The sequence below is a fragment of the Bacillus sp. SRB_331 genome, assembly GCF_003264175.1.
Lineage (GTDB): Bacteria > Bacillota > Bacilli > Bacillales > Bacillaceae_G > Bacillus_A > Bacillus_A mycoides.
Genome location: NZ_NADV01000011.1, coordinates 174916 through 197136 on the forward strand (window position 1 = coordinate 174916; position 22221 = coordinate 197136).

Annotated in this window: 30 protein-coding genes; 19 read left to right on the top strand and 11 right to left on the bottom strand. The window is 35.4% G+C overall.

Going from position 1 to position 22221, the window contains the following annotated elements; translation table 11 throughout:
• Window positions 1-16: 16 nt before the first annotated feature.
• From tpx to ackA, 3 genes are all read left to right on the top strand, one after another.
• The gene (tpx, locus tag B5P42_RS09515) at window positions 17-517 is read left to right on the top strand and encodes a thiol peroxidase (RefSeq protein ID WP_000024524.1); all 501 of its coding nucleotides are present in this window, start codon (window positions 17-19) and stop codon (window positions 515-517) included.
• 211 nt (window positions 518-728) lie between these two features.
• Window positions 729-1715 (top strand): class I SAM-dependent methyltransferase, encoded by a 987-nt coding sequence (locus B5P42_RS09520; RefSeq protein WP_113734107.1) that lies wholly within the window; start codon window positions 729-731, stop codon window positions 1713-1715.
• Window positions 1716-2014: 299 nt separating this feature from the next.
• Window positions 2015-3208 (top strand): acetate kinase, encoded by a 1194-nt coding sequence (ackA, locus tag B5P42_RS09525; RefSeq protein WP_002015546.1) that lies wholly within the window; start codon window positions 2015-2017, stop codon window positions 3206-3208.
• Between the two features lie 28 nt (window positions 3209-3236).
• On the opposite strand, the gene B5P42_RS09530 is transcribed toward ackA, so the two are convergent.
• The gene (locus B5P42_RS09530; RefSeq protein ID WP_044442201.1) at window positions 3237-3671 is read right to left on the bottom strand and encodes an NUDIX hydrolase; all 435 of its coding nucleotides are present in this window, start codon (window positions 3669-3671) and stop codon (window positions 3237-3239) included.
• A gap of 71 nt (window positions 3672-3742) precedes the next feature.
• A complete protein-coding gene (locus B5P42_RS09535; protein WP_002129398.1) occupies window positions 3743-4378 on the bottom strand; it encodes a DUF1796 family putative cysteine peptidase in 636 nt (211 codons plus the stop codon).
• A 137-nt stretch (window positions 4379-4515) separates the two neighbouring features.
• Between B5P42_RS09535 and B5P42_RS09540 the strand changes: the two genes are divergently transcribed.
• Window positions 4516-5349: an EcsC family protein gene (locus B5P42_RS09540; protein ID WP_002129397.1), complete on the top strand. Its 834-nt coding sequence runs from the start codon at window positions 4516-4518 to the stop codon at window positions 5347-5349.
• Between the two features lie 30 nt (window positions 5350-5379).
• On the opposite strand, the gene B5P42_RS09545 is transcribed toward B5P42_RS09540, so the two are convergent.
• Entirely contained in the window at window positions 5380-6042 is a 663-nt protein-coding gene (locus tag B5P42_RS09545; RefSeq protein WP_002015542.1) for a YitT family protein, read from the bottom strand.
• 856 nt (window positions 6043-6898) lie between these two features.
• Between B5P42_RS09545 and B5P42_RS09550 the strand changes: the two genes are divergently transcribed.
• On the top strand, window positions 6899-7093 hold the full coding sequence (locus B5P42_RS09550) for a hypothetical protein (RefSeq protein ID WP_002067549.1): 195 nt from the start codon (window positions 6899-6901) through the stop codon (window positions 7091-7093).
• Between the two features lie 28 nt (window positions 7094-7121).
• On the opposite strand, the gene B5P42_RS09555 is transcribed toward B5P42_RS09550, so the two are convergent.
• Window positions 7122-7439 carry a hypothetical protein gene (locus B5P42_RS09555; RefSeq protein ID WP_002034320.1) on the bottom strand — a complete coding sequence of 106 codons (318 nt, stop codon included), beginning with the start codon at window positions 7437-7439 and terminating at the stop codon, window positions 7122-7124.
• 167 nt (window positions 7440-7606) lie between these two features.
• Here B5P42_RS09555 and B5P42_RS09560 point away from each other — a divergent pair, with 167 nt between their 5' ends.
• The 3 genes from B5P42_RS09560 to B5P42_RS09570 all read left to right on the top strand — a co-directional run bounded on the left by B5P42_RS09560 (window position 7607) and on the right by B5P42_RS09570 (window position 10649).
• Window positions 7607-8812: an argininosuccinate synthase gene (locus B5P42_RS09560; protein WP_113734108.1), complete on the top strand. Its 1206-nt coding sequence runs from the start codon at window positions 7607-7609 to the stop codon at window positions 8810-8812.
• Window positions 8809-10197 (top strand): argininosuccinate lyase, encoded by a 1389-nt coding sequence (gene argH / locus B5P42_RS09565; RefSeq protein WP_113734109.1) that lies wholly within the window; start codon window positions 8809-8811, stop codon window positions 10195-10197. The genes B5P42_RS09560 and argH overlap by 4 nt, the downstream gene beginning before the upstream one ends.
• 98 nt (window positions 10198-10295) lie before the next feature.
• The gene (locus B5P42_RS09570; RefSeq protein ID WP_002067555.1) at window positions 10296-10649 is read left to right on the top strand and encodes a DUF3139 domain-containing protein; all 354 of its coding nucleotides are present in this window, start codon (window positions 10296-10298) and stop codon (window positions 10647-10649) included.
• Between the two features lie 35 nt (window positions 10650-10684).
• On the opposite strand, the gene B5P42_RS09575 is transcribed toward B5P42_RS09570, so the two are convergent.
• Window positions 10685-11251 carry a DinB family protein gene (locus B5P42_RS09575; protein ID WP_088293492.1) on the bottom strand — a complete coding sequence of 189 codons (567 nt, stop codon included), beginning with the start codon at window positions 11249-11251 and terminating at the stop codon, window positions 10685-10687.
• Window positions 11252-11348: 97 nt separating this feature from the next.
• Window positions 11349-11528 (bottom strand): ProA domain protein, encoded by a 180-nt coding sequence (locus B5P42_RS09580; protein ID WP_113734110.1) that lies wholly within the window; start codon window positions 11526-11528, stop codon window positions 11349-11351.
• 95 nt (window positions 11529-11623) lie between these two features.
• Between B5P42_RS09580 and B5P42_RS09585 the strand changes: the two genes are divergently transcribed.
• Window positions 11624-12328, top strand: a complete 705-nt coding sequence (locus B5P42_RS09585) for a hypothetical protein (protein WP_113734111.1) — start codon at window positions 11624-11626, stop codon at window positions 12326-12328.
• 41 nt (window positions 12329-12369) lie between these two features.
• Here the strand turns inward: B5P42_RS09585 and B5P42_RS09590 are convergent, their stop codons facing one another.
• Window positions 12370-12828, bottom strand: a complete 459-nt coding sequence (locus tag B5P42_RS09590) for a universal stress protein (protein ID WP_001066676.1) — start codon at window positions 12826-12828, stop codon at window positions 12370-12372.
• A 147-nt stretch (window positions 12829-12975) separates the two neighbouring features.
• On the opposite strand from B5P42_RS09590, the gene B5P42_RS09595 reads away from it, so the two are divergent.
• Both B5P42_RS09595 and ald read left to right on the top strand, forming a co-directional pair.
• Window positions 12976-13767: an SDR family oxidoreductase gene (locus B5P42_RS09595; protein ID WP_002015530.1), complete on the top strand. Its 792-nt coding sequence runs from the start codon at window positions 12976-12978 to the stop codon at window positions 13765-13767.
• A 214-nt stretch (window positions 13768-13981) separates the two neighbouring features.
• Entirely contained in the window at window positions 13982-15115 is a 1134-nt protein-coding gene (gene ald, locus B5P42_RS09600; protein WP_002015529.1) for an alanine dehydrogenase, read from the top strand.
• Window positions 15116-15166: 51 nt separating this feature from the next.
• Here ald and B5P42_RS09605 read toward each other — a convergent pair whose 3' ends face one another.
• Complete coding sequence (locus tag B5P42_RS09605; protein WP_113734112.1) at window positions 15167-15592, bottom strand: hypothetical protein; 426 nt, start codon at window positions 15590-15592, stop codon at window positions 15167-15169.
• A complete protein-coding gene (locus tag B5P42_RS09610; RefSeq protein WP_113734113.1) occupies window positions 15582-15851 on the bottom strand; it encodes a helix-turn-helix transcriptional regulator in 270 nt (89 codons plus the stop codon). Before B5P42_RS09610 ends, B5P42_RS09605 begins: the two co-directional genes overlap by 11 nt.
• Before the next feature lie 132 nt (window positions 15852-15983).
• On the opposite strand from B5P42_RS09610, the gene B5P42_RS09615 reads away from it, so the two are divergent.
• From B5P42_RS09615 to B5P42_RS09645, 7 genes are all read left to right on the top strand, one after another.
• Window positions 15984-16406, top strand: coding sequence for a hypothetical protein (locus B5P42_RS09615; RefSeq protein ID WP_113734114.1), 423 nt, complete (start codon window positions 15984-15986; stop codon window positions 16404-16406).
• A 44-nt stretch (window positions 16407-16450) separates the two neighbouring features.
• Complete coding sequence (locus tag B5P42_RS09620) at window positions 16451-16783, top strand: cupin domain-containing protein (RefSeq protein ID WP_002129379.1); 333 nt, start codon at window positions 16451-16453, stop codon at window positions 16781-16783.
• On the top strand, window positions 16780-17574 hold the full coding sequence (locus B5P42_RS09625; RefSeq protein WP_113734115.1) for a GNAT family N-acetyltransferase: 795 nt from the start codon (window positions 16780-16782) through the stop codon (window positions 17572-17574). Before B5P42_RS09620 ends, B5P42_RS09625 begins: the two co-directional genes overlap by 4 nt.
• Before the next feature lie 3 nt (window positions 17575-17577).
• Complete coding sequence (locus tag B5P42_RS09630; RefSeq protein ID WP_113734116.1) at window positions 17578-17922, top strand: DUF6176 family protein; 345 nt, start codon at window positions 17578-17580, stop codon at window positions 17920-17922.
• 124 nt (window positions 17923-18046) lie between these two features.
• Window positions 18047-18556 (top strand): RNA polymerase sigma factor, encoded by a 510-nt coding sequence (locus tag B5P42_RS09635; RefSeq protein WP_002067489.1) that lies wholly within the window; start codon window positions 18047-18049, stop codon window positions 18554-18556.
• Window positions 18537-19550 carry an anti sigma factor C-terminal domain-containing protein gene (locus tag B5P42_RS09640; RefSeq protein ID WP_113734117.1) on the top strand — a complete coding sequence of 338 codons (1014 nt, stop codon included), beginning with the start codon at window positions 18537-18539 and terminating at the stop codon, window positions 19548-19550. The genes B5P42_RS09635 and B5P42_RS09640 overlap by 20 nt, the downstream gene beginning before the upstream one ends.
• Before the next feature lie 63 nt (window positions 19551-19613).
• Window positions 19614-19820: a hypothetical protein gene (locus B5P42_RS09645; RefSeq protein WP_113734118.1), complete on the top strand. Its 207-nt coding sequence runs from the start codon at window positions 19614-19616 to the stop codon at window positions 19818-19820.
• Window positions 19821-19865: 45 nt separating this feature from the next.
• Here B5P42_RS09645 and pepQ read toward each other — a convergent pair whose 3' ends face one another.
• Window positions 19866-20963 carry a Xaa-Pro dipeptidase gene (gene pepQ / locus B5P42_RS09650; protein ID WP_113734119.1) on the bottom strand — a complete coding sequence of 366 codons (1098 nt, stop codon included), beginning with the start codon at window positions 20961-20963 and terminating at the stop codon, window positions 19866-19868.
• Window positions 20964-21112: 149 nt separating this feature from the next.
• On the opposite strand from pepQ, the gene B5P42_RS09655 reads away from it, so the two are divergent.
• Window positions 21113-21796 carry a metal-dependent hydrolase gene (locus tag B5P42_RS09655; protein WP_060752094.1) on the top strand — a complete coding sequence of 228 codons (684 nt, stop codon included), beginning with the start codon at window positions 21113-21115 and terminating at the stop codon, window positions 21794-21796.
• Between the two features lie 40 nt (window positions 21797-21836).
• Here the strand turns inward: B5P42_RS09655 and B5P42_RS31950 are convergent, their stop codons facing one another.
• Window positions 21837-21998, bottom strand: coding sequence for a hypothetical protein (locus B5P42_RS31950; protein WP_165497901.1), 162 nt, complete (start codon window positions 21996-21998; stop codon window positions 21837-21839).
• Window positions 21999-22221 lie beyond the last annotated feature (223 nt).

Genomic DNA, 22221 nt, shown 5'->3' on the forward strand with positions numbered 1-22221 from the left:
AAGGGAGGATTTTTAAGTGGCAAATGTAACTTTTAAAGGTAACCCAATGACTTTAGTTGGAACAGAAGTTAAAGTTGGCGATCAAGCGCCTAACTTCCAAGTATTAGCAAATGACTTATCTCCAGTAAGTTTAGAGACATACAAAGGTGAAGTGAAATTAATTAGTGTTGTACCTTCAATTGACACAGGTGTGTGTGATGCACAAACTCGTCGTTTTAACCAAGATGCAGCAGGTATTGAAAACGCGAAAGTATTAACAATTAGCGCTGATTTACCATTCGCTCAAAAACGCTGGTGTGCAGCAAACGGTTTAGAAAATGTTGTAACACTTTCTGATCACCGTGACCTTTCATTCGGTGAAGCTTACGGCTTAGTAATGAAAGAACTTCGTTTACTTGCTCGTGCAGTATTCGTAGTAGATAGCAATGACAAAGTAGTTTACGCAGAATACGTAGGCGAAGGTACAAGCCATCCAAACTATGAAGCAGCATTAGAAGCAGCTAAATCTGCGAAGTAATGTAAATGAAGACGACCTCTCATTAAAGTTTTACTTTAGAAGAGGTCGTCTTTTCTCATGTATTGTTAACTGAACCAATATATGAGAAAAGACGTTACATCATAAACAACTTGAAGGGGAGCTCTTTGCAAGAGGTCGCTTTTTCTTTTGGGAAAAATTTAGATTATGGTATGATATAAGTTATGTGTAAAAGAGAGAAGGAGGAATGTACGTGAGTCAGGCAGTAGAAACATTATTTTCTATTTTTGATTCTTCTACGGTAGTTTTACGTAAAGAATTAGATGTAACATATTTAGAGGCGCTTGTAGAAACAGGTGATAACTTGTTTGAAGGAGCGATTTTACAAGAGGAATTATCCGAATCAACAATTGAACGGTTGAATCGTGAATATAGTACGTTTAATGAAGAAACATATAAAGGGGAAGAAATTCGTAAAGCATTTCAGCTAGCCATTTTAAAAGGAATGAAAGAGGGCGTACAAGCGAATCACGAAATGACGCCAGATGCAGTTGGAATGTTCATGAGCTACTTATTCCATAAGTTTATGCAAGGTCAAAAAGAAATTACTGTTTTAGACCCTGCAATTGGAACTGGTAACTTAATGACTACATTGTTTAATAGCGCCAAAGAAGAACTAACAATGAGTGGATTTGGTGTAGAAGTGGATGAGGTGTTAATTAAACTTGCTTTAGTAAATGCAAATTTACAAAAGCATGCAATCGAATTCTTCCACCAAGATGGACTAGCACCACTTTATATTGATCCAGTTGATGCAGTCGTTTCAGATTTACCAATTGGTTATTATCCAAATGAAATTGTTGCAAGTGAATATACATTAAAAGCAAATGAAGGAATGTCATATGCACATCACTTATTTATTGAACAAAGTGTGAAACATACGAAAGAAGGCGGGTATTTATTCTTCTTAGTACCAAACTTCATTTTTGAAAGTGATCAAGCGCCAAAGCTACATGCATTCATTAAAGAGACATGTTTTATTCAAGGATTATTACAGCTTCCTGTTTCCATGTTTAAAAACGAGAAAAATACAAAAAGTATATTTGTTCTCCAAAAGAAAGGCCAAGGTGTAACAATGCCGAAACAGGCACTACTAGTGGAATTACCTAAATTCTCTAACATGAAGGCTATGGAGAACATTATGGATCAATTGAATACTTGGTTTGCAACACATAAATAATACGATATATATGTAACAGGGTTAGTAATTAATGTAGTACAGTTTTATAGGATATGTAATGTTTTTTAATATATACAAGATTTAACTGAATTTTTTTGAAATCTGTAATATATTTTTTTTCTTGGTGTTACAATTTTTTCACTTGAAATATATGTCGGACGATGTTTAAATTAAAATCGTGAGTATAAAATTTACTAATGATGAAACGTTTTCATCATTAGCGAATTTAATTAGATAAAATCGAGCGGTTTGTGGAATGATCCACACAACTACCAAGAGAAAAAGGGGCGAAAGACTAGATGTCAAAAATCATCGCGATTAACGCAGGAAGCTCTTCGTTAAAGTTCCAATTATTTGAAATGCCAAGTGAAACAGTATTAACAAAAGGTTTAGTAGAACGTATCGGTTTAGAAGATAGTATCTTCACAATTACTGTAAATGGCGAAAAACAAAAAGAAATTACAAACATCCCAGATCATGCAGTAGCAGTTAACATGCTTCTTAAGAAATTAACTGAAAACGGAATCGTAAAATCTCTTGATGAGATTGGCGGTATCGGTCACCGTGTTGTACACGGCGGCGAAAAATTTGCTGATTCTGTTTTAATTGATGCTGAAGTATTAGCTGATATCGAAGAATTAAGCGATTTAGCACCACTTCACAACCCAGCAAACCTTGTTGGTATTAAAGCATTCCAAGAAGTACTACCAAACGTACCAGCAGTAGCAGTATTCGATACAGCATTCCACCAAACAATGCCGGAATCTGCATTCCTATACAGCTTACCATATGAGTACTATGAGAAATTTGGCATCCGTAAATACGGTTTCCACGGAACTTCTCATAAATATGTAACTGAGCGTGCGGCTGAATTATTAGGTCGTCCAATTGAAAGCTTAAGCCTACTTTCTTGTCACTTAGGTAACGGTGCAAGTATCGCAGCAGTAGAAGGCGGTAAGTCTATCGATACTTCTATGGGCTTCACTCCACTTGCTGGTGTAACAATGGGTACACGTTCTGGTAACATTGACCCTGCGTTAATTCCATACATCATGGAAAAAACAGGCCAAACTGTAGAAGAAGTAGTTAGCGTATTAAACAAGAAGAGTGGTATGTTAGGTCTTACTGGTTACTCTAGTGACCTACGTGACATCATTGCGAAAGAAGAAGAAGGCGACCACCGTGCGAAAGTAGCACTTGATGTATTCGTAAGCCGTATCCACAAATACATCGGTTCTTACACTGCTCGTATGAAAGGTGTAGACGCAATCATCTTCACAGCTGGTGTAGGTGAAAACAGTGCAATTATTCGTGAGCGCGTATTAGAAGGCCTTGAGTACATGGGCGTATACTTCGACGTAAAACGTAATAATGTATTCGGTGAAGAAGCATTCATCAGCTTCCCGCACTCTCCAGTAAAAATTATCGTAATTCCAACTGACGAAGAAGTTATGATCGCTCGTGACGTACTACGTCTTGGAGATATTGGTTAATATACTATATGAAAAGAAAGACGAGATCCTATAGGATTTCGTCTTTTTTCTTTTGGATATATTTCGAAATTCCATCCGGATATAGTAATTTTTCTTTTTGAATGAATGCAGTGAGGGAAATCCATTTTGCATATGACAGTGTTTGTTCATCTGGGATATTCAGTATTTCCATTTCATATAGTGACATGTCTAATAAGCGTAAAGAATATAGCTGAATGATTTCATGACCAATTTCTCCATCAAGATGAAAGATGTTTTCTAAGCAGCCTAAATAATTGGTGATTTCCACTTCTGTGTGAAGCTCTTCTTGAAATTCGCGAATAACAGTATGTGCTGATTTTTCACCAAGTTCAATTGATCCGCCAAGAGGTCGGTAATATGTTTCATCGCCTGTATGATATTCTTGTACGAGAAGGCGACCGTGATGTATAGCAATGCCAAAAGCTTTTGCACGTGGATACATATATAATCACTCCTTATTTATTTTGTATAAGGATGATTATAAGGCAGGGTGTGATAAAAGGTGACGTGTATTTAAGCGTTTGGCCGAATTGTGATGCCATTAAATAAGTCATTCCAAAATGCTTCATTGTACTGGTATATATCCATCACTGGGCATTTTATAACACAAATATTTTGTAATCCCCAATCTTCTTGGGCGATAGTTGGTACATCTTCAGGAATGAGTAATAGGACAGAGAATGTATGTTTAACTATTTGAGATAAAATTTGTTCCAAGGAACGTGCTTCTTCGTATGTTCCTCCCGTTCGAATAAACAATGTGGATTCTGCCGTTTCGATTGTAGTTAGAAAACGATTAATTCGATGCTCATAGTTTAACTTAATTTCTGTATAAGAAGGCCAGGATGTTGGTGTGTTTACATCTGTTTTAAAGTCGTGACAGGAGTCGATTTCATATAGGTTGTCACGGAGTCTTAATTTTGCATCATCATCCCAAAATGAGATGAAGGATAAGTTTTCGAACTGTAAAAAACGGTCAAATCGATTTTGTAATAATAAATTCACTTTTTCTAATGAAGGGCTTAGCATAAAATCGATAACACCAAAAAATGGTGATAATTCGAATTGATATAAAGCCCAAGCAGGCCAGCAGTTTTGTCCTAAGCTGAATACTGCATTATATTCTTTTTTTATATTGGATAGATTCATGTGATTCATCTCATCCTTTTTGCTAATATTTTATGTCACTAAAAAATGGTATGTGAATAAAGATAGACAAGCATATTTGCAAAGAAGAAGCAGAAATATGTTACAATAGAAAAAAATCGAACGAGGTGGTTGTTACGATGCGATCGAAGCGAGAACAAGCCATTTTAGACAATATAAAAGAGTGGGAAGGGCAATTAGTAGAGCAAGAAGCGACCGATTTTCAAAAGATGTTTGATAAGTGGTTGCATACGACAATTGCGAAACTGCCTGAGAAAAAACGAAAAGACTTTTTTACGAAAGCAGATGGATGGCTCTTTCATTTGCATGCGCTTATTCAAAGTTCACAATCACAGCTAGATGCACGTAATCGTATTTTAGGAACATCGAGATTATTTGATGAATCAATTGAGCAACTTGAAGATTTGAAGGCGTTATCTATTGATCAATTAACATACATAGCAGAGCAGCAAACAGCACGTCATCGTCTATATTCATTCGTACAAGGCGGAGCAACTGGTGCTGGTGGTTTATTATTATTAACGGCTGATTTTCCGGTTATGATTGCGTTAAATGTGAAGGCTGTCCAACTTGTTGCGACATCATTTGGGCATGATGTGAACAAGCCGTATGAAATGATGCTTGCGTTAAAGGTATTCCATGCAGCATTATTGCCGGCGAGACTTCAGCAATATGCATGGTACAATTTACTGAGAGAACTCGAACAAGAGGATTCATTCTTCTATGAAGGAGACGAAGCAGTATTAAAGCCAGCTTCTACTGAGGTTGTGTTAAAACAAATTTTGAAGACGTTTTCGATTTATGCTCTTCGTCGTAAAGTATTCCAAGGCATTCCTGTACTCGGAATGGCGATTGGCTCTACAGTGAACTATCGCTTAACGAGGAATGTTACTGAATTTGCAAATAAGTTTTATCAAGTACGCTACATATTAGAAAAAGAAAAGAGAGCATGAAAAAAGCGAGAGGCCGAAGCCTTTCGCTTTTTAGTTTGTCGCATGTTTTTTGGATATTGGAATAGAAACGGGTTGCTTTGCTGCTTTCTTTTCTGTTTTTGGATAGTAAATTAAATCCAATGTTTTTGCCTGTACGGCAATCGAAAGAATAGTAAAAGCAATTTCTGTCCAATTTAAATAATATAATGAAAGCGCAAGAACAATCGCGTCAAAGACGAAGAAAATTTGCCCAATTGTAAACCGAGTTCGTTTACTTAATATAATTGTTAAAATATCGTCTCCACCGGTTGCACCGCCAAATCGCAATATAAAACCGAGTCCAATACCAGCTAACGCACCGCCAACTACTGCAGCTACAAATAAATTATTTGATAAATCTACCGTAAAAGGAGAATAATTTTCCATAAGGGAATAAAATACTCCGAATGAAAGTGAACCTAAGAATGAATAGCCAACCATTTTTCTACCTAAAAATGAAGCACATAGTAAAATAATAGGGATATCCATTACTACAGTTGAAATAGATGGTGAAATATCATAAAAATTTTGGATAAATAGTGCAATACCTACAAAGCCACCTTCTGTTAAGTGGTTTTGGAAGTGAATGTGATATAGCGCTGCTGCTAATATAAATGAACCGATTAAAACCATAAAAACTTCTTTAATAATTTGTCGACTTTGGATGTTCCTCATCGTTATTCCTTCTTTCCGTAGTTAGTAGTCCTTTTGGTGTTGTAAACTAACTACGAGCTCACATGTAGCTTTCAGTTAGTTTACGAAAAAAACTAACTACGCTATATGTCGCTGAAGAAATAACGAATAATCCTCTCGTCCATCAATTCTCCCTACCTTCGTTTTAGTTTAAGTCTTAAAGCGACTAAACAAAACGGGGAGTAGGATTCTTCATTTAGCAATCCTGCTCTTCTTTGTTTTGTTTAGCTAGTAACAATTAAGTCCTAAACAAAACGCTATGTGTAAGAAGAGTCTTTTTTTTGCCAAATTATCCTTCGGGCAATCATAATTTCCCCACTCTCGTATTTTTTTCGCTAGACTAAAGTATCTGAGCTGAAAAATACGCTACGTGTATGATTCGTCAATACGATGCCACATGCTCCTTCGAGCGATCATGATATCAAAATCCCTTCCTTCAAGATTTATATTATTATATCATACTTTCAAAAAATACATGCGGATGGAAACCGACAATAACCGGAGAGAATCTACAAAAAATGTTATGTTTAAATATTTTTGTAGAAAAGCCTAAGTTATTTCGTAGAACTGGACAACTTTTAGAAGTTTGTCCAATAAGTAAGAAAAGAAGGGTTTTTATTCAATTGTATTGTTCTCATCACTTTTATCTTTAAAAAATGCATCCCAGCTAATGATACTTAAAAAAGTTAAAGCGATAATAATGAAAGCTCGCATAAGTTTGAGACCTCCTTTTGTACATAGTATATGAATAATTTGTTTCGGAATGTGTCATTTTTTTACAAGCTCTAACTATTATGAGAGTATATTAATATAGATAGATGAGGGGGAGAATGGAGATATGCTAAAAGACATGTTTAAAAGAAAAGAATTAAAATGTGTTTCATGTCAGAAAAAGATTCAATATGAAGAAGAGCTAGTTGCTTTTGTAAAGTTGCCAAAAGAAAGAAGTATATTAGTTGGTCCGTTTGATGTGTGTTTGGCGAAAACAGCACAAGAAATATATTGTAAATCGTGTTACGACAAAAAAGCATGACCCGAATTAATTGAGGGGCATGCTTTTTTCATTGGTGTGCTTTTCCCTCAGATACGTTTTGGGTTAGACGATACCAAAGCCAAAGATCGTTAATAATTGAAGCAAGATCGGCAATTTCTGAATTTAGCCTGCAAGAAATTTCGAAGTCTTCTTCGTTATTTAAGTGGTGTTGTTTAGCGTTAATATGGTGCTCAAGTTCCTTTATGCGATCAGGTATTTTTCCGCGAACTTGCTCCCATTTTAATAAAATAGAATGCTGCGCTTGTTCAGAGATGTCTTCCCATTTTTTTTGTATGTTCGGTACTTCAATTCCTAGATGTTCATTGTATATAAAATACTTTTTCATAGACACCCCTCCATTTTCCTTCCTCTATTTTACATAAAAAAAGAAAGAAGTTCGACGGAATTGTTTGAAAAAATTTTATAAATTCCCCTTGATTCATTTTATGAAAGGTGATAAAGTTTGGATTATTATAAGAAAATATGAATATTTATTCTTTAGGGGGATGCAAAATGGAGAAGAAAAAAGTTGTATTAGCATATTCCGGAGGTCTTGATACTTCCGTTGCAATTAAATGGTTACAAGAGAAGAATTATGATATTATCGCGCTTTGCTTAGATCTAGGGGAAGGTAAAGACTTAGCGTTTGTAAAAGAAAAAGCACTTTCAGTAGGTGCAATTAAATCATATATGATTGATGTTCAAGAAGAATATGCGAATGAATATGCATTGATAGCGATGCAAGCTCACACGTTATACGAAGGGAAATATCCTCTTGTCTCTGCATTATCTCGTCCGCTTATTGCAAAAAAATTAGTAGAAATTGCAGAGCAGGAAGGTGCAAGTGCAGTTGCGCATGGATGTACAGGAAAAGGGAATGACCAAGTTCGTTTTGAAGTTTCTATTCAAGCGTTGAATCCATATTTAGAAGTTATTGCGCCTGTACGTGAATGGAAATGGTCACGTGAAGAAGAAATTGCATATGCAAAAGAAAATGATATACCGATTCCAATTAATTTAGATAGCCCGTTTTCAATCGATCAAAACTTATGGGGACGCAGCAACGAATGTGGAATTTTAGAAGATCCATGGGCAGCGCCGCCAGAAGAAGCATACGAGATGACATTAGCATTAGAAGATACACCGAATAAACCAGAGTTTGTAGAAATCGGATTTGAAGCAGGAGTACCGACGACTTTAAACGGCACTGCATATTCACTTTCAGAACTAATTAAAACGTTAAATGCAGTTGCTGGCAAACATGGCGTGGGACGTATCGACCATGTAGAAAATCGCCTTGTCGGTATTAAATCTCGTGAAGTATATGAATGCCCAGCAGCAATGACATTAATAACAGCGCATAAAGAACTTGAAGATTTAACACTTGTGAAAGAGGTCGCTCATTTCAAACCGATGATTGAGCAAAAACTAACAGAATTAATTTATAACGGTTTATGGTTCTCACCTTTAAAACAAGCGCTCAATGCTTTCTTACAAGAAACGCAAAAAAATGTAACAGGTACAGTGCGTGTGAAATTATTTAAAGGTCATGCGATTGTAGAAGGGCGTAAATCTGAGTACTCTTTATACGATGAAAAATTAGCAACGTATACTGCCCAGGATGAATTTAATCATGATGCAGCAGTTGGATTCATTTCATTATTCGGTTTACCTACGAAAGTATACAGCCAAGTGAATCAAAAGAAGGTGGAAGCGTGAGCAAACTTTGGGGCGGACGTTTTACAGAAGAAGCGGAAGCGTGGGTTGAAGAGTTTGGAGCATCCATCTCCTTTGATCAACAATTAGTAAATCAAGATATAAAAGGGAGTATCGCACATGTAACGATGTTAGCAAAGCAAGGCATCGTTACGAAAGAAGAAGCTGAGAAAATAAAGATAGGGCTTCAATATTTACTAGAGGAAGCGAAACAAAATAAATTGAATTTCTCAGTCGAGGCTGAGGACATTCATTTAAATATTGAAAAGATGTTAATTGAAAGAATCGGTGAAGTAGGAGGGAAACTTCATACAGGCCGAAGCCGTAACGATCAAGTAGCGACAGATATGCATTTGTATTTAAAAGAAAAAGTAGAAGATATTATAAAAGCTACAAAACAATTGCAAACTGTTCTTGTTCATCAAGCGGAAAATAACATTGAAACAATTATGCCCGGCTATACGCACTTGCAACGTGCACAGCCGATTTCATTTGCGCATCATATTCTTGCTTACTTTTGGATGTTAGAGCGCGATGTGAATCGTTATGAAGATTCGTTAAAGCGTATTAACATTTCACCATTAGGAGCAGGAGCACTAGCTGGTACAACATTCCCGATTGACCGAGAATATAGTGCGGAGCTTCTTGGATTTAATGGAATCTATGAAAATAGTTTAGATGCGGTAAGTGATCGTGATTTCATACTGGAGTTTTTAAGTAACTCATCTATGCTTATGATGCACTTATCACGCTTTTGCGAAGAACTTATTTTATGGAGTAGTCAAGAATTTCAATTTATTGAAATGAGCGATCAATACGCAACTGGAAGCAGTATTATGCCGCAGAAGAAAAATCCGGATATGGCGGAACTTATTCGTGGTAAAACGGGCAGAGTATACGGTAATTTATTCAGTTTACTTACAGTAATGAAAGGATTGCCGCTCGCTTACAATAAAGACTTACAAGAAGATAAAGAAGGAATGTTTGATACAGTGAAAACAGTTGAAGGATGCCTTCATATTATGGCAGGCATGCTTGAAACGATGACTGTAAACAAAGAAAAAATGGGGCAAGCTGTGACGCAAGACTTCTCTAACGCAACAGAAATTGCCGACTATTTAGCAAGCAAGGGAATGCCGTTCCGTCAAGCTCATGAAATTGTCGGGAAACTAGTTCTTCATTGTACGCAAAAAGGAATCTATTTATTAGATGTACCACTTGAAACGTATAAAGAAATGAGTCCGTTATTTGAAGAAGATTTATATGAAATTCTTTCACCTTATGCAGCTGTAAAGCGTCGTAACAGTGCTGGCGGGACAGGATTTGAGCAGATTGAAAAGGCTTTGGAGAAGGCTAAGGGGTTAACTAAAGAAGTTATTAGGAATTGAGTTGGAAAGTACGCCAGTCTGTGAAAGTCTGGCGTACTTTCTTTTTTATTAGTGTGTAAGTTATAGTATAGTAAAAAAACACAATTTAGGGGAAATTTATGAAAAAAATAGTATTTATCATTTTACTGTTAATTAGCTTAATTGCAAACGTGAAAGTATTTCTTTTGGACAAATATATGTTTGTTGGTGAACAAGAAAAGCGAGAAGAAGCGATTATCGCAACGATGTGGCACTTGCAAGAGAAAGGATATAAAGAAAGTGATATTTCATACATAAAACCGGCCTTTTATAGTAAAATCGGTTCTTACGGTATGAATGTACAGTTTAAAGATGAACCAAATGAATCGTATACATATAGAGTTTCGAAAGATGCTAAAACAAATAAAATAACTGTACACCAAGATAGCAATGAGCCAGGTGGTATGGGTGGGAAGCATCAAGAGCTTAAATAGATATAGGAGACTGCTGATAAGTAATGAGCAGTCTTTTATATTTTTAGAAGGGAGTCGAGCATTTTATAGTTGTTCTTCATAATGCTAAAATGATGCTTCTCATGAATCGCTAATAGTTGGATAGATTGAATAAGGTTAGGATAGTGAGCAATTGGATCTAAAAATACGATATGTCCTGCAATATCTTCTTCTATATTTTGAACTAGTTTTTTTATTTCATCTGTTTCACGTGAAAGTAATTCTTCTAATTCGTTTACATTCATAGAGTAATAGACTTTTTTTGAAGGGATTAAAATCCAAGGAGCTTTCATTCCTTTACCGTGTTTTTCTTTATATTCGGCATAAATATCATGTATGTCAGTTGCAAATGGGGCGTTTTTTCTTAGTTTGGCATAAGGGATAAGAGTGAAAGAGAATTTAATCGCTACTTTTAGCATCTTTGCAATTAAATATAAGTGATAAAAGTGTTCACCAATAGACCATTTTCCGTCCTCTTTCCTATACCATAGTTGTTCTTGTGAAAGTGAATGAAGCTTAGGAAGGAACTGGTTTCTTTGCACATGTAATGTGTGAAAATGTTTTGAGATATTTTCAGATTGCATATTTTGGTATCCTCCATATTTTTTCCTAATTATAACATTTTTTGTATGGATTTAATTAAGCCTAGAACAATATGTTCTAGGCTTAAAGCTTCATTGATTAATCATACTTGTGTCGATTTTCTGTAATTCGAATGTATTCAATATCCATTAAATCTCTAAGTAATGCACCATGACTTAGTTCAACACCATGTTTTTCTTTAAAATGCTCGCGAATCGTATTTAACATTTCGAGTTCTGTACCGTTCACATCTAAAATAATACGTTCATAATCATCCATGTAGCATCCTCCTTTTCTAAACACATATATTTTGTCCGTCTATTTCTAAAAAATGTATGTTAACCTAATGTTAGGAAATGAGAAAGGAATGGAAGATGAGACGTATTTATTTTGTAGGGTTAATTTTGTACACGCTAATTGTATTACACGCTGCATTCCCAGAAGTATTTTCATTTGAGAATGTAACAACAATGCATATAGCAATCTTTATCTTTACTTTATTTGTAGTAGATTGCTGTATTTCTGTATGGCTTTCTAGAAAAAAGAAAGTACAAGAAGTAAAAGATAAAAAAGAAATAGAACGGAAAAAGAGAAAACGTTCATTTTGGATGACAACGTATTGTTTTTCTTTAGTGATTGCTGCTGCATTTTTTAGTGAGCATATTCCACTAGAAAGATTGGATATTGAATTTTGGGCAATTGTATTTGCATGTTATTTTTTTATGCATTTTCTTCCTTATATGAAAGAAAGGCGAGGAGAAGAGGAAGATCCGATTGAAGAAGAAGTGAGAGAACAAGAGAGTAAGAGAATAGAAGAAGACATAAAGAAACTTGGCGAACAAAAGTGGTATTTAAAATCAAAAATTATATATGTTCTTTGCTTCATTACGCCGCCAATCGGTTATGTGTATGTTTTCTTACTTCGTAAAAAAATGACAGAAGATGCAAAGCAAACGTACTTAACTGTTGCCACGATAATGATGGCGCTATGGTCTTTGAAATTTCTTCCGCCGTATGTGTTGGCAGGTACCGTTGTTGTTGTAGCTTGTCTTGTATTTATAGTGAAGTTTGTGAAATGAAAAACACCAAGCCTATGTGGACTTGGTGTTTTAATTATAAATTAAAGATCACCTTGCTCCTCATCACCACGAACAACAAGGACATCGCATTTCGCATAGCGAATAATATGTTCAGAGACGCTACCAATTAGGAAACGTTCTACAGCATTTAAACCAGTTGCACCACACATAATTAAATCTACTTTATGGTTTGGAGCGATTTCTTTTGAAATTTTAGATTTAGGATTACCAAATTCTAATACAGTTTCCACTTTTTCAAGACCAGCTTCAAGCGCAGTTTTTTTGTAGTCTTCTAATAAGTCTTCTGCAAATAGATTTGCACGTTCAGCAATTGCGCGGCTATAAGCCTCTACTGCTGAGTATGCTTTTACATCAACGATATGAGCAATTGTTAATGTTGCATTGTTTCGTTTTGCAACTTGAATTGCTTTTTTAAAGGCTTTTTCTGCTTCTTTAGAACCGTCCACCGCAATTAAAATATTTGTATATGTATTATTCATAGTAAATTCCTCCCAATCATTTTTATTACCGTTTACAACTTTATTATAAAACAAATTTTGGTAATGTGCTTTTCGGAAACGTTACAGAATTTTGAAAACTTTGCCTTAATTCGTTTTAGTTGTAATTGAAGCGAGAACTTGTTACATATGGAGTATAGCAATTTAAAAGGAGGCATGTTTGTGAGACACGCGCTCATTACAGCCGGTACGAAAGGTTTAGGAAAGCAAGTAACAGAAAAGTTATTGGATAAAGGATATTCAGTAACAGTAACATATCATAGCGATACAAGTGCTATGGAAACAATGAAAGAAACATATAAAAATATGGAAGAACGTCTACAGTTCGTGCAAGCTGATGTCACGAAAAAGGAAGATTTACATAAAATAGTAGAAGAAGCGATGAGCCGTTTTGGCAAAATTGACTTCTTAATTAATAATGCTGGTCCTTACGTATTTGAAAGGAAAAAATTAGTCGATTACGAAGAAGACGAATGGAATGAAATGATCCAGGGTAATTTAACAGCGGTGTTTCATTTATTAAAACTTGTCGTACCGATTATGAGAAACCAGCAATTTGGCCGTATTATTAACTATGGATTTCAAGGGGCAGATAGCGCGCCTGGATGGATTTATCGTTCAGCCTTTGCAGCTGCGAAAGTCGGACTTGTTTCTTTAACGAAAACAGTCGCATACGAAGAAGCTGAATACGGTATTACTGCGAATATGGTATGTCCTGGTGATATAATTGGTGAAATGAAAGAGGCAACAATTGAAGAAGCACGAAATCTGAAAGGTAGTAACACACCAATTGGTAGATCTGGAACAGGGGAAGATATCGCAAGAACCATTTCGTTTTTATGTGAGGACGATTCTGATATGATTACTGGCACGATTATTGAAGTAACAGGCGCTGTTGATGTTATTCATAGACATCGATAGAATTAAATAAAGTGAAGTTTCGAATAATTGGACAGTTTATCCTTTATACTGAGAGGTACGGATAATACTGTCCTTTCATGTGAGATTAAATCTATCGGAAAACTTGTATTATTTTTTGTCAAATATTGAGATATTATGTTAGAATATAAGAGTATAGAAAGCGCTTTAAAAAAATGATTCAGGGGTCATTTCATAACTCAAGGGGGAACTAATAATGCGTATCGGTATTCCAACAGAAATTAAAAACAATGAAAACCGCGTGGCAATGACGCCAGCGGGAGCTGTACATTTAGTACAAAATGGTCATGAAGTTTTTGTTCAAAAAGGATCAGGTGTAGGATCAGGCTTTACAGATGAAGAATACGTACAAGCTGGTGCGAAACTTGTTGAAACTGCTGAAGAAGCATGGAATCAAGATATGGTTATGAAGGTAAAAGAGCCAGTTGAAAGTGAATACGGTTATTTCCGCGAAGGTTTAATTTTATTCACATACTTACACTTAGCTCCAGAGCCAGAATTAACGAAAGCATTAATTGATAACAAAGTGGTATCAATTGCATACGAAACAGTACAATTAGACAATCGTTCTTTACCATTACTTGCACCTATGAGTGAAGTAGCTGGTCGTATGTCTGCGCAAATCGGTGCACAGTTCCTTGAGAAAAACAAAGGTGGTAAAGGTATTTTACTTGCAGGTGTTCCAGGGGTGAAACGCGGTAAAGTAACAATTATCGGCGGTGGTCAAGCTGGTACAAACGCAGCGAAAATTGCAGTAGGTTTAGGTGCAGATGTAACAATCATCGACTTAAGTGCAGAACGTCTTCGTCAATTAGATGACATTTTCGGAAACCAAGTAAAAACGTTAATGTCTAACCCGTATAACATTGCAGAAGCTGTAAGAGAATCTGATCTTGTAATCGGTGCAGTATTAATACCAGGTGCAAAAGCGCCAAAACTTGTAACAGAAGAAATGATTCAATCAATGGAACCAGGTTCTGTCGTTGTAGATATCGCGATTGACCAAGGTGGTATTTTCGAAACAACTGACCGTATTACAACTCACGACAACCCAACTTATGAGAAACATGGTGTTGTTCATTATGCAGTTGCAAATATGCCAGGTGCGGTTCCACGTACATCAACTCTTGCATTAACAAACGTAACAGTACCATATGCAGTACAAATTGCTAACAAAGGCTACAAAGAAGCTTGCCTAGGCAACACTGCATTATTAAAAGGTATTAACACATTAGATGGCTACGTAACATTCGAAGCAGTTGCAGAAGCGCACAGCTTACAATATGCAGATGCAAAAGAGCTTCTTGAAAAAGCTCCTGCTTTATCATAATAGAAATAAAATAAAGACCTTTTCTTTGTAGGAAGGGTCTTTTTGTTTAAACTAATTATCTAATTTCTTCACAATTTTCAAGCCGAACATCATTGTGAAGAAAAGAATTCCAAACAAGTAATACAGGGCATACTCTACTCGTATCGTCGAATTTTTGTCAGTAATATATAAAATAAATAGTATCGCAGAGCCGATTAAATGAGAGAGACCGAAAATTTGCGCCATAAGCTTTAAGCCCATTTTTTCAATTCTTTCATCTGTCTCAGGTAATGGGTATTGCTCGGAATCTTTCTTTTTTTTCTTAAAGAATATTCGTTTCACTACTAATAGTACCAAGGCTAAGAGTATGTATACGCTAGCGAATAGAAGGACAGAACGAATCTTTTCTTCATCACTACTATTGAAATAAAGAAAGGCCGATCCTAACACTAAAATAGTAAGATGCGAAGTAAACCCTTGGATAAAATTATTTTTCATTTTTTTCCTCCCCAGTCTTATCTAATTGAAATAAATCCTCCACTTTACAGCCGAAAAACTCACATAATTTCAATGCTAATTCAAAACTTGGGTTGTATTTATTCTTCTCGATAGCGATGAGGGATTGTCTAGTGATTTGAACAGAGGAAGCTAATTGCTCTTGGGTGATGTCTCTAACGACGCGGAATTGTTTTACTTTATTTTTAATCAAATATACAAAGTCTCCTTTTTGTAAATTTGTTACATTTATAATATCCATTTTTAGGTAAAAAGTAAATAAAACTTTACAAAAAGTAAATGAAACTTTACGAGAAATATTGCTTGTTATGATGTTGTTTTTTTGTGATAATTTGGAATTAAATGAAAAATGAAAGTCGATAGAGGGGATTCAATGGGGAGCAAAAAGAGTAAGAAAAAGCAAGTTAAAAGACAAAAGTATATAAAGAAAAAACAGGAAGAGAACATACCTCTTTCAAAAAAAGTAGTCATTATGATAGAAAAAACATTTCGGTATATTTGTATGTTCTTGTATGTGATTTTTTGCGTGTTTTTATGTGGGATGGTTAAAAATTTTGGGATAACCCCTAATGTTATTGAAGGTATTTTTGGCGTTACACTTGTTATGGTAGAAGGATTCTTATTCTTTATATTATTTGATAAAGTGTGGCCTAGTCATGAAAGTAAAAAAGATAGAAAAAGAAGAAAAAAATCTTCATCCGATTCAAGCTCATCAAGCGGATTTGGTGATTACAGTAGCAACGATTGTAGCAGTTCAAGTGATGGTGGAGGAGATTGCGGAGGTGGTGGAGACTAAATTAGTTTTTCAGAAGAACGACTAATGAAAGGGTGGGACGAAAGATGGAAACTGTGAATTTATTAGAATTAACAAAGGACATTCAAGAACAACATAAAAACTTCGTCGTTTCAAATGTAAATAATCATTGCTTACGAATCGCCGTATTTACTGGTGAATATGATTGGCACTATCATTCTAATTCGGATGAATTATTTATTGTGCTAGAGGGAGAACTACTTATCGATTTTGAAGATGGAGAGACGGCGGTTTTAAAGCCAAATGATTCTATCTTAATTCCAGCATGCACGATCCATAGAACGAGAGCATTCAAGAGAACGGTAAATCTTTGTTTTGAAAATATAGAGGCGGATACGATTAAAGTGGAGCAATTATGAAAAAATTATCTGTAGCCCAGTATAGAAAAATCCTTCCGATTTTAGAAGGTCATATAAGGACAACAACCTTTGCTCATGCGGTATGTGATCAAATGATAGATGGTGAAGTTTTTGCAAACGAGAAATTAACAGCAGGACTAATTCGTACAGCTAATGGTATCTATTATTTATTTGGTGATACGGATGATCAAAATTATAACGAATATTTATTTGCGTATTTAAAAATGGCTATTGAAAAAACAGAGAAGAGATTTACATTGTTCACTTCGAGTGACGAGTGGGAAATGATGTTAGAAGAGCGTTTTAGTAATGCATTTCGGAACATCCCACGAATGACATTTCAATTTCAAAGAGAAGTTTTTGAAGATAGAAGAATAGAATTAAACAAAAATACATATGAAATTAAACGTATTGATAAAAGTGATATAGAACGAAGTAATGAATTTACAGAGGATTATTACAAAGAATATTGGGGATCAAAAGAAGTGTTTTTAAATAACGGCTTTGGTTTTTGTATAGAACAAGATGGGATGATTGTAGCCGAATGCGTCTCAATATTTAGAGGGAATGGTTTTGCTGAAATTGATATTGCAACACATGAAGCACATCAAGGGAAAGGGTTAGCTCAAGCTGTCGCAACACGTTTCATTGAACAGTGTATACAAAATCATATTACACCATGCTGGGATTGTAATGTAGATAATATTCCCTCGCAAAAATTAGCTAGTAAATTAAGCTTCCATAATCCAGTAGAATATGTTTTGTTTGTCCGCAAGAAAATGGGGGAATAAAAGATGAACGTAGAATTAACAAGATTCAAAGTCAAGCCAGGTAAAAGTCATCGTGTAGATGAATGGATGCAGCTTCTTAATGATAATATGAAAGAAGTGCTTTTGACATTAAACGACGAAAAGATGTATGTAGAGACAATTTTCCGGGAAATAAGAGATGGAGAAGAGTACTTATATTGGTATTCTGTGCAAGGAGAAGGCGGGGCTCTTGTCGGAAATTCTCATCATGAAATTGATAAAAAGCACTTAGCGTTTTGGTATGAATGTATTGATGAAGAAGCACCGTCTGTTGATCTGGAAACAGAAGTTGTTATGATTCAAGATGTTGTGAAGGAAGTAATGAAATAATAGAATAGTATGTTGGAGAGAAGCACATCAAAATAGATGTGCTTTTTATTTTGAAAAAAATTTTAAAGAAAAGCTGTATACATTTTACGCTCTCAAACGTTGAGTATATAGAAAGGAGAGCAGAATGAGCCATGATACGTTTGAAACATTATTAATAGAGAAATCAAAAGCTGTGTTTGGATACTTAATTAAGATTGGAGCAGATAGAAAAGAAGCGGAAGATATTGTGCAAGATACGTTGTATAAGGCTTTATTGCTTATGGAGGAAATACCGTTAGAGCATTTAACACCGTGGCTATTTAGAGTTGCGATCAATCAGCACCGAGATTTACACCGAAAAGAAAAAAGACTAAATCCAATTGCGATTGAATCGGTCGTTCTTATTGGTCAAAAGTCATTAGATGAAGTGCTTTTAACAAGTGAACTGCAAGGAGAAGTACAAGAAATACTGGAGACGATGACGGAGGATTACCGTCATATTTTACTGTTGAAATATGAATATGAACTATCTTATAAGGAAATTGCCATTTTATTAAGTATGAAAGAAGAAACAGTGAAAACAAGTTTGTACCGTGCAAGAAATCAATTTAAAAAATTGTATAGGAGGAGAAATGATGAGTCGGAAGGACTTTGATTTGAATATGGATGATAAGCAGATGAAGACTTTGATGAAGAGAGCGAAGAGGAAGCAGCTTTGGCGAAACTGGCTTATTTCTATTTGTGCGTCCATTATTGTTATAGTAAGTTTGTTTTTGGGAGCAGCGTATTTTTCTCAGCAAACGTTTAGAAAAATGGAAAGAGAAATGAATGCACTACATAAGGTTCAAGGCCCTAATATCCGTTTCAGCGGAAGCATGTATTTAAGTCTCGGTATGACAGGAAGTACAGTAATATACAACTCTTATAAAAATATAGCCGGTCAACCAGTAAAATGGATAAATGATATATATGAATCAGGTATCTGGGGTTATAGTATGAAGCACTACAATGGTGAACTTGTTAGTTTAGATGAGGAGAAAAGGGGGGGAGGGGCTGTTACCATACCAGATTATAATGTACAAACAATGCAAAGAGAAATGAGGTTTTATTTACCTTTCGTTACTTATAAAAATTATGTGGATGATCTGGGAAATATTGAGAATTTGCAAAATAAAGTTGCAGAAGTAGCCTTATCTTTTGATAAATCGTATACAGCTGAACAAATTACTGAGATGCTTCCCAAAAGTGTACAGCCAGTTTGGTTTTGGGTAGATACATATAATGAAAAGAAAAGCGATTTTTATGTAGGGTTAAAAGATCCTAAAGATGGTGCGATATTAAATGCGGAAATGGCAAAAAATGTTTTTGGATTTGAAGGAAGTTATTCAAAAGGGAAAGAAGATATGAAAAACGATATAACAATAAACTCAAAAGAATTTCTATACCAAATGAAGTATTTAGCAAAAAATAGTGAAGGTATACCAAGTGATTATTTTGAACAATATTATAAAGAAATAAAAAACACGAAACCAAAAGACATACCAATATACGGTGTAGTTGTAACAGGGAAAACAGAGGATTTACAAGGTTTACAAGGAGTACCATATATTAAAGCGGCTGTTAGAGGTGTAACAGTGGAGAAATATTAATTACAGTTAATTAATATGAATAATCAGAAAATTTATGTTATAATATGGGAAAAGGAGGTTTATATGAGGCAAATACATGGAGCAATTTATATTTACATAACAATGTTTTTCGTGGCGATATCCTATGGATTAGGGCACGTGTATTCGCATCCTATACTAACTTTTTTAAGCGGAGCATGTATGGCGTTTGCGTTTCTTGTCCACCTTTTCTCAGTTTGGATCGTGAAATTTCAAATAAATATTAGTGAGATAGAAGAAGGCACTTTTTAAAGGGCCTTCTTTAATAAAAAGGTAGCGATCACGCTACCTTTTTTATTATTTCACAAATTGTAATTCTTTCGGGAACTTCGTTAAGATCTCTGATCCATCTTTTGTGATGTAAATATCATCTTCAATACGAACGCCGCCTACGTTTGGTACGTAAATACCCGGTTCGATTGTGAAGACCATACCTTCTCTTAATAGAGACTCGTTGCCTTCTTTTACATCTGGATATTCGTGTACGCTAATTCCAAGTCCGTGACCAAGGCGGTGTGGGAAGAAGTCTCCGTAACCTGCATCTGCGATGACAGAGCGAGCAGCGTTGTCGATTGCACCAAATGTAACGCCTGGTTTACACGCTTCAACTGCTTGTAGTTGTCCAGCAAGTACAGTGTTGTAAATGCGAGTTTGCTCTTCAGAAATATCACCAAATGCTACTGTACGCGTAATGTCAGAGCAATAACCTTCAATGATTACACCTAAATCAAATAGTACGAAATCGCCGCGTTTCATTTTGTTTGCACCTGGAATGCCGTGTGGAAGAGCAGAGTTTGCACCTGCTAATACCATCGTATCGAATGACATTTTATGGATGCCTTCTGTTTTTAATTCATGCTCAATAATTGCTAATACTTCTAGCTCGCTACGATTTTCTTTAATTGCATTTACACCAACTTCAACAGCATAATCTGCCATTTTAGCTGCTTCACGTAAAATAGAAAGTTCTTTTTCGTCTTTAATTAAGCGAAGCTCGCGAACTTTCTCTTCAGCTGATTTGAAAGCTGCATTTGGGAACAATTTTGTTAATTCTTCGTAACGCTCTACGTTTAAATGTTCTTTTTCAATTGCAACTGCATTTGCATCAATACCACGATCTTTAATTGCTTTTGCAATCATATCCCATGGTTTGTCCGTATCAGTAAATCCGATAATTTCATGTGCCCAGCCAGCGTTACGCGCTTGGCCTTCTTCCATTTTAGGACAAACTAAAATAGGTTCTTTTTCTTGGAATACAAACATACCAAGTAGTCTTTCATGTGGTTCACAATGGAAGTTCGTCATGTAGAAAACGTTTGGTGTAGAAGTTAAGAACGCAGCTTCTACGTTTTTTTCTTTTAGCCATTGCATTAAATTTTCTAATCTAGCATTCATCGATTGGCACCCCCGAGATATTTAATTACAAATATAACTTTACCTCGGACGAAAGCGTTATGACAAGTAAATAGATGTTAGAAAAGACAGGTAATTGAGAAATCATGTAGAATAAAAAGTGAGAATGTGAATAGGGGAGGAATGTAATGATGAAAGTATCTTATCACGGGCATTCAGTTGTAAAGATTGAAACGAATGGAAAAGTTATTTTAATTGACCCATTTTTAACGGGAAATCCGAAAACAGATTTAAAAGCTGAAGATGTAAAAGTTGATGCGATTATTTTATCGCACGGACACGGTGATCATGTCGGGGATACAGTAGCGTTAGCGAAGAAAAATAATGCGGTCGTTGTGGCACCGTTTGAATTAGCTACATTTTTAGGTTGGCAAGGTGTAAATACACATCCGATGCATATTGGAGGTTCGCATGAATTTGACTTCGGAAAAGTGAAATTTACCCAAGCATTCCACGGCTCTAGTTATATTGATGAAGAAAATAAGACGATTACATATACAGGTATGCCAGCTGGTATTTTGTTTACAGCAGAAGAGAAAACGGTATATCATGCAGGAGATACTGCTTTATTCTCTGATATGAAGTTAATTGGAGAACTTAATAATGTTGATGTAGCATTTTTACCAATTGGTGATAATTTCACAATGGGGCCAGAAGATGCTGTGTTAGCAGCAAAATGGATAGGTGCGAAAACAGTTGTACCGATGCATTACAATACGTTCCCAGTTATTGAACAAGATCCATATCAATTTGTAGAAAAGCTACAAAATTGTACAGGGAAAGTATTAGAAGCTGGAGAAAGTATTACACTATAAAAAAGAAACCCTTCATTTGAAATGACAAGTGAAGGGTTTTTTACGTGTGTAGTAAAGCTTTTAAAGTTTGCGCTTGTTTTGGTGATTCTTTTCTTTTTGGAAGTGGCTGTTCGGGTGTTTCATTCAACTCCATTGCAACTTTTTTTCCATCTACGAAAGCTACAAATACAGCACCTACAACCTCTAAAAATTTTTTCATCATGTATTCGCTCCTTTGTTTCATTTCTTGTCTTAATTGTATATGGAATCGAGTGGACAAACTATCGAACGAGATGACAACAGCATTACATTGTTGTAATAGAGTGACTAATGGAATGTAAGGGGCATTTTGTTATAAAAAAAATAGTACAGGTATATAAAGAGAGAGTGTAACAGTTTTGAAAATATAGTATACTGAAAATACAACACATGAAGAATTTAGGGAA

Coding starts and splice junctions, on each gene's coding strand:
- ackA (WP_002015546.1), top strand. CDS start 2,015: ATGTCAAAAATCATCGCGATTAACGCAGGAAGCTCTTCGTTAAAGTTC.
- B5P42_RS09530 (WP_044442201.1), bottom strand. CDS start 3,671: ATGTATCCACGTGCAAAAGCTTTTGGCATTGCTATACATCACGGTCGC.
- B5P42_RS09535 (WP_002129398.1), bottom strand. CDS start 4,378: ATGAATCTATCCAATATAAAAAAAGAATATAATGCAGTATTCAGCTTA.
- B5P42_RS09540 (WP_002129397.1), top strand. CDS start 4,516: ATGCGATCGAAGCGAGAACAAGCCATTTTAGACAATATAAAAGAGTGG.
- B5P42_RS09545 (WP_002015542.1), bottom strand. CDS start 6,042: ATGAGGAACATCCAAAGTCGACAAATTATTAAAGAAGTTTTTATGGTT.
- B5P42_RS09550 (WP_002067549.1), top strand. CDS start 6,899: ATGCTAAAAGACATGTTTAAAAGAAAAGAATTAAAATGTGTTTCATGT.
- B5P42_RS09555 (WP_002034320.1), bottom strand. CDS start 7,439: ATGAAAAAGTATTTTATATACAATGAACATCTAGGAATTGAAGTACCG.
- B5P42_RS09560 (WP_113734108.1), top strand. CDS start 7,607: ATGGAGAAGAAAAAAGTTGTATTAGCATATTCCGGAGGTCTTGATACT.
- B5P42_RS09570 (WP_002067555.1), top strand. CDS start 10,296: ATGAAAAAAATAGTATTTATCATTTTACTGTTAATTAGCTTAATTGCA.
- B5P42_RS09575 (WP_088293492.1), bottom strand. CDS start 11,251: ATGCAATCTGAAAATATCTCAAAACATTTTCACACATTACATGTGCAA.
- B5P42_RS09580 (WP_113734110.1), bottom strand. CDS start 11,528: ATGGATGATTATGAACGTATTATTTTAGATGTGAACGGTACAGAACTC.
- B5P42_RS09585 (WP_113734111.1), top strand. CDS start 11,624: ATGAGACGTATTTATTTTGTAGGGTTAATTTTGTACACGCTAATTGTA.
- B5P42_RS09590 (WP_001066676.1), bottom strand. CDS start 12,828: ATGAATAATACATATACAAATATTTTAATTGCGGTGGACGGTTCTAAA.
- B5P42_RS09595 (WP_002015530.1), top strand. CDS start 12,976: ATGGAGTATAGCAATTTAAAAGGAGGCATGTTTGTGAGACACGCGCTC.
- ald (WP_002015529.1), top strand. CDS start 13,982: ATGCGTATCGGTATTCCAACAGAAATTAAAAACAATGAAAACCGCGTG.
- B5P42_RS09605 (WP_113734112.1), bottom strand. CDS start 15,592: ATGAAAAATAATTTTATCCAAGGGTTTACTTCGCATCTTACTATTTTA.
- B5P42_RS09610 (WP_113734113.1), bottom strand. CDS start 15,851: ATGGATATTATAAATGTAACAAATTTACAAAAAGGAGACTTTGTATAT.
- B5P42_RS09615 (WP_113734114.1), top strand. CDS start 15,984: ATGGGGAGCAAAAAGAGTAAGAAAAAGCAAGTTAAAAGACAAAAGTAT.
- B5P42_RS09620 (WP_002129379.1), top strand. CDS start 16,451: ATGGAAACTGTGAATTTATTAGAATTAACAAAGGACATTCAAGAACAA.
- B5P42_RS09625 (WP_113734115.1), top strand. CDS start 16,780: ATGAAAAAATTATCTGTAGCCCAGTATAGAAAAATCCTTCCGATTTTA.
- B5P42_RS09630 (WP_113734116.1), top strand. CDS start 17,578: ATGAACGTAGAATTAACAAGATTCAAAGTCAAGCCAGGTAAAAGTCAT.
- B5P42_RS09635 (WP_002067489.1), top strand. CDS start 18,047: ATGAGCCATGATACGTTTGAAACATTATTAATAGAGAAATCAAAAGCT.
- B5P42_RS09640 (WP_113734117.1), top strand. CDS start 18,537: ATGAGTCGGAAGGACTTTGATTTGAATATGGATGATAAGCAGATGAAG.
- B5P42_RS09645 (WP_113734118.1), top strand. CDS start 19,614: ATGAGGCAAATACATGGAGCAATTTATATTTACATAACAATGTTTTTC.
- pepQ (WP_113734119.1), bottom strand. CDS start 20,963: ATGAATGCTAGATTAGAAAATTTAATGCAATGGCTAAAAGAAAAAAAC.
- B5P42_RS09655 (WP_060752094.1), top strand. CDS start 21,113: ATGAAAGTATCTTATCACGGGCATTCAGTTGTAAAGATTGAAACGAAT.
- B5P42_RS31950 (WP_165497901.1), bottom strand. CDS start 21,998: ATGATGAAAAAATTTTTAGAGGTTGTAGGTGCTGTATTTGTAGCTTTC.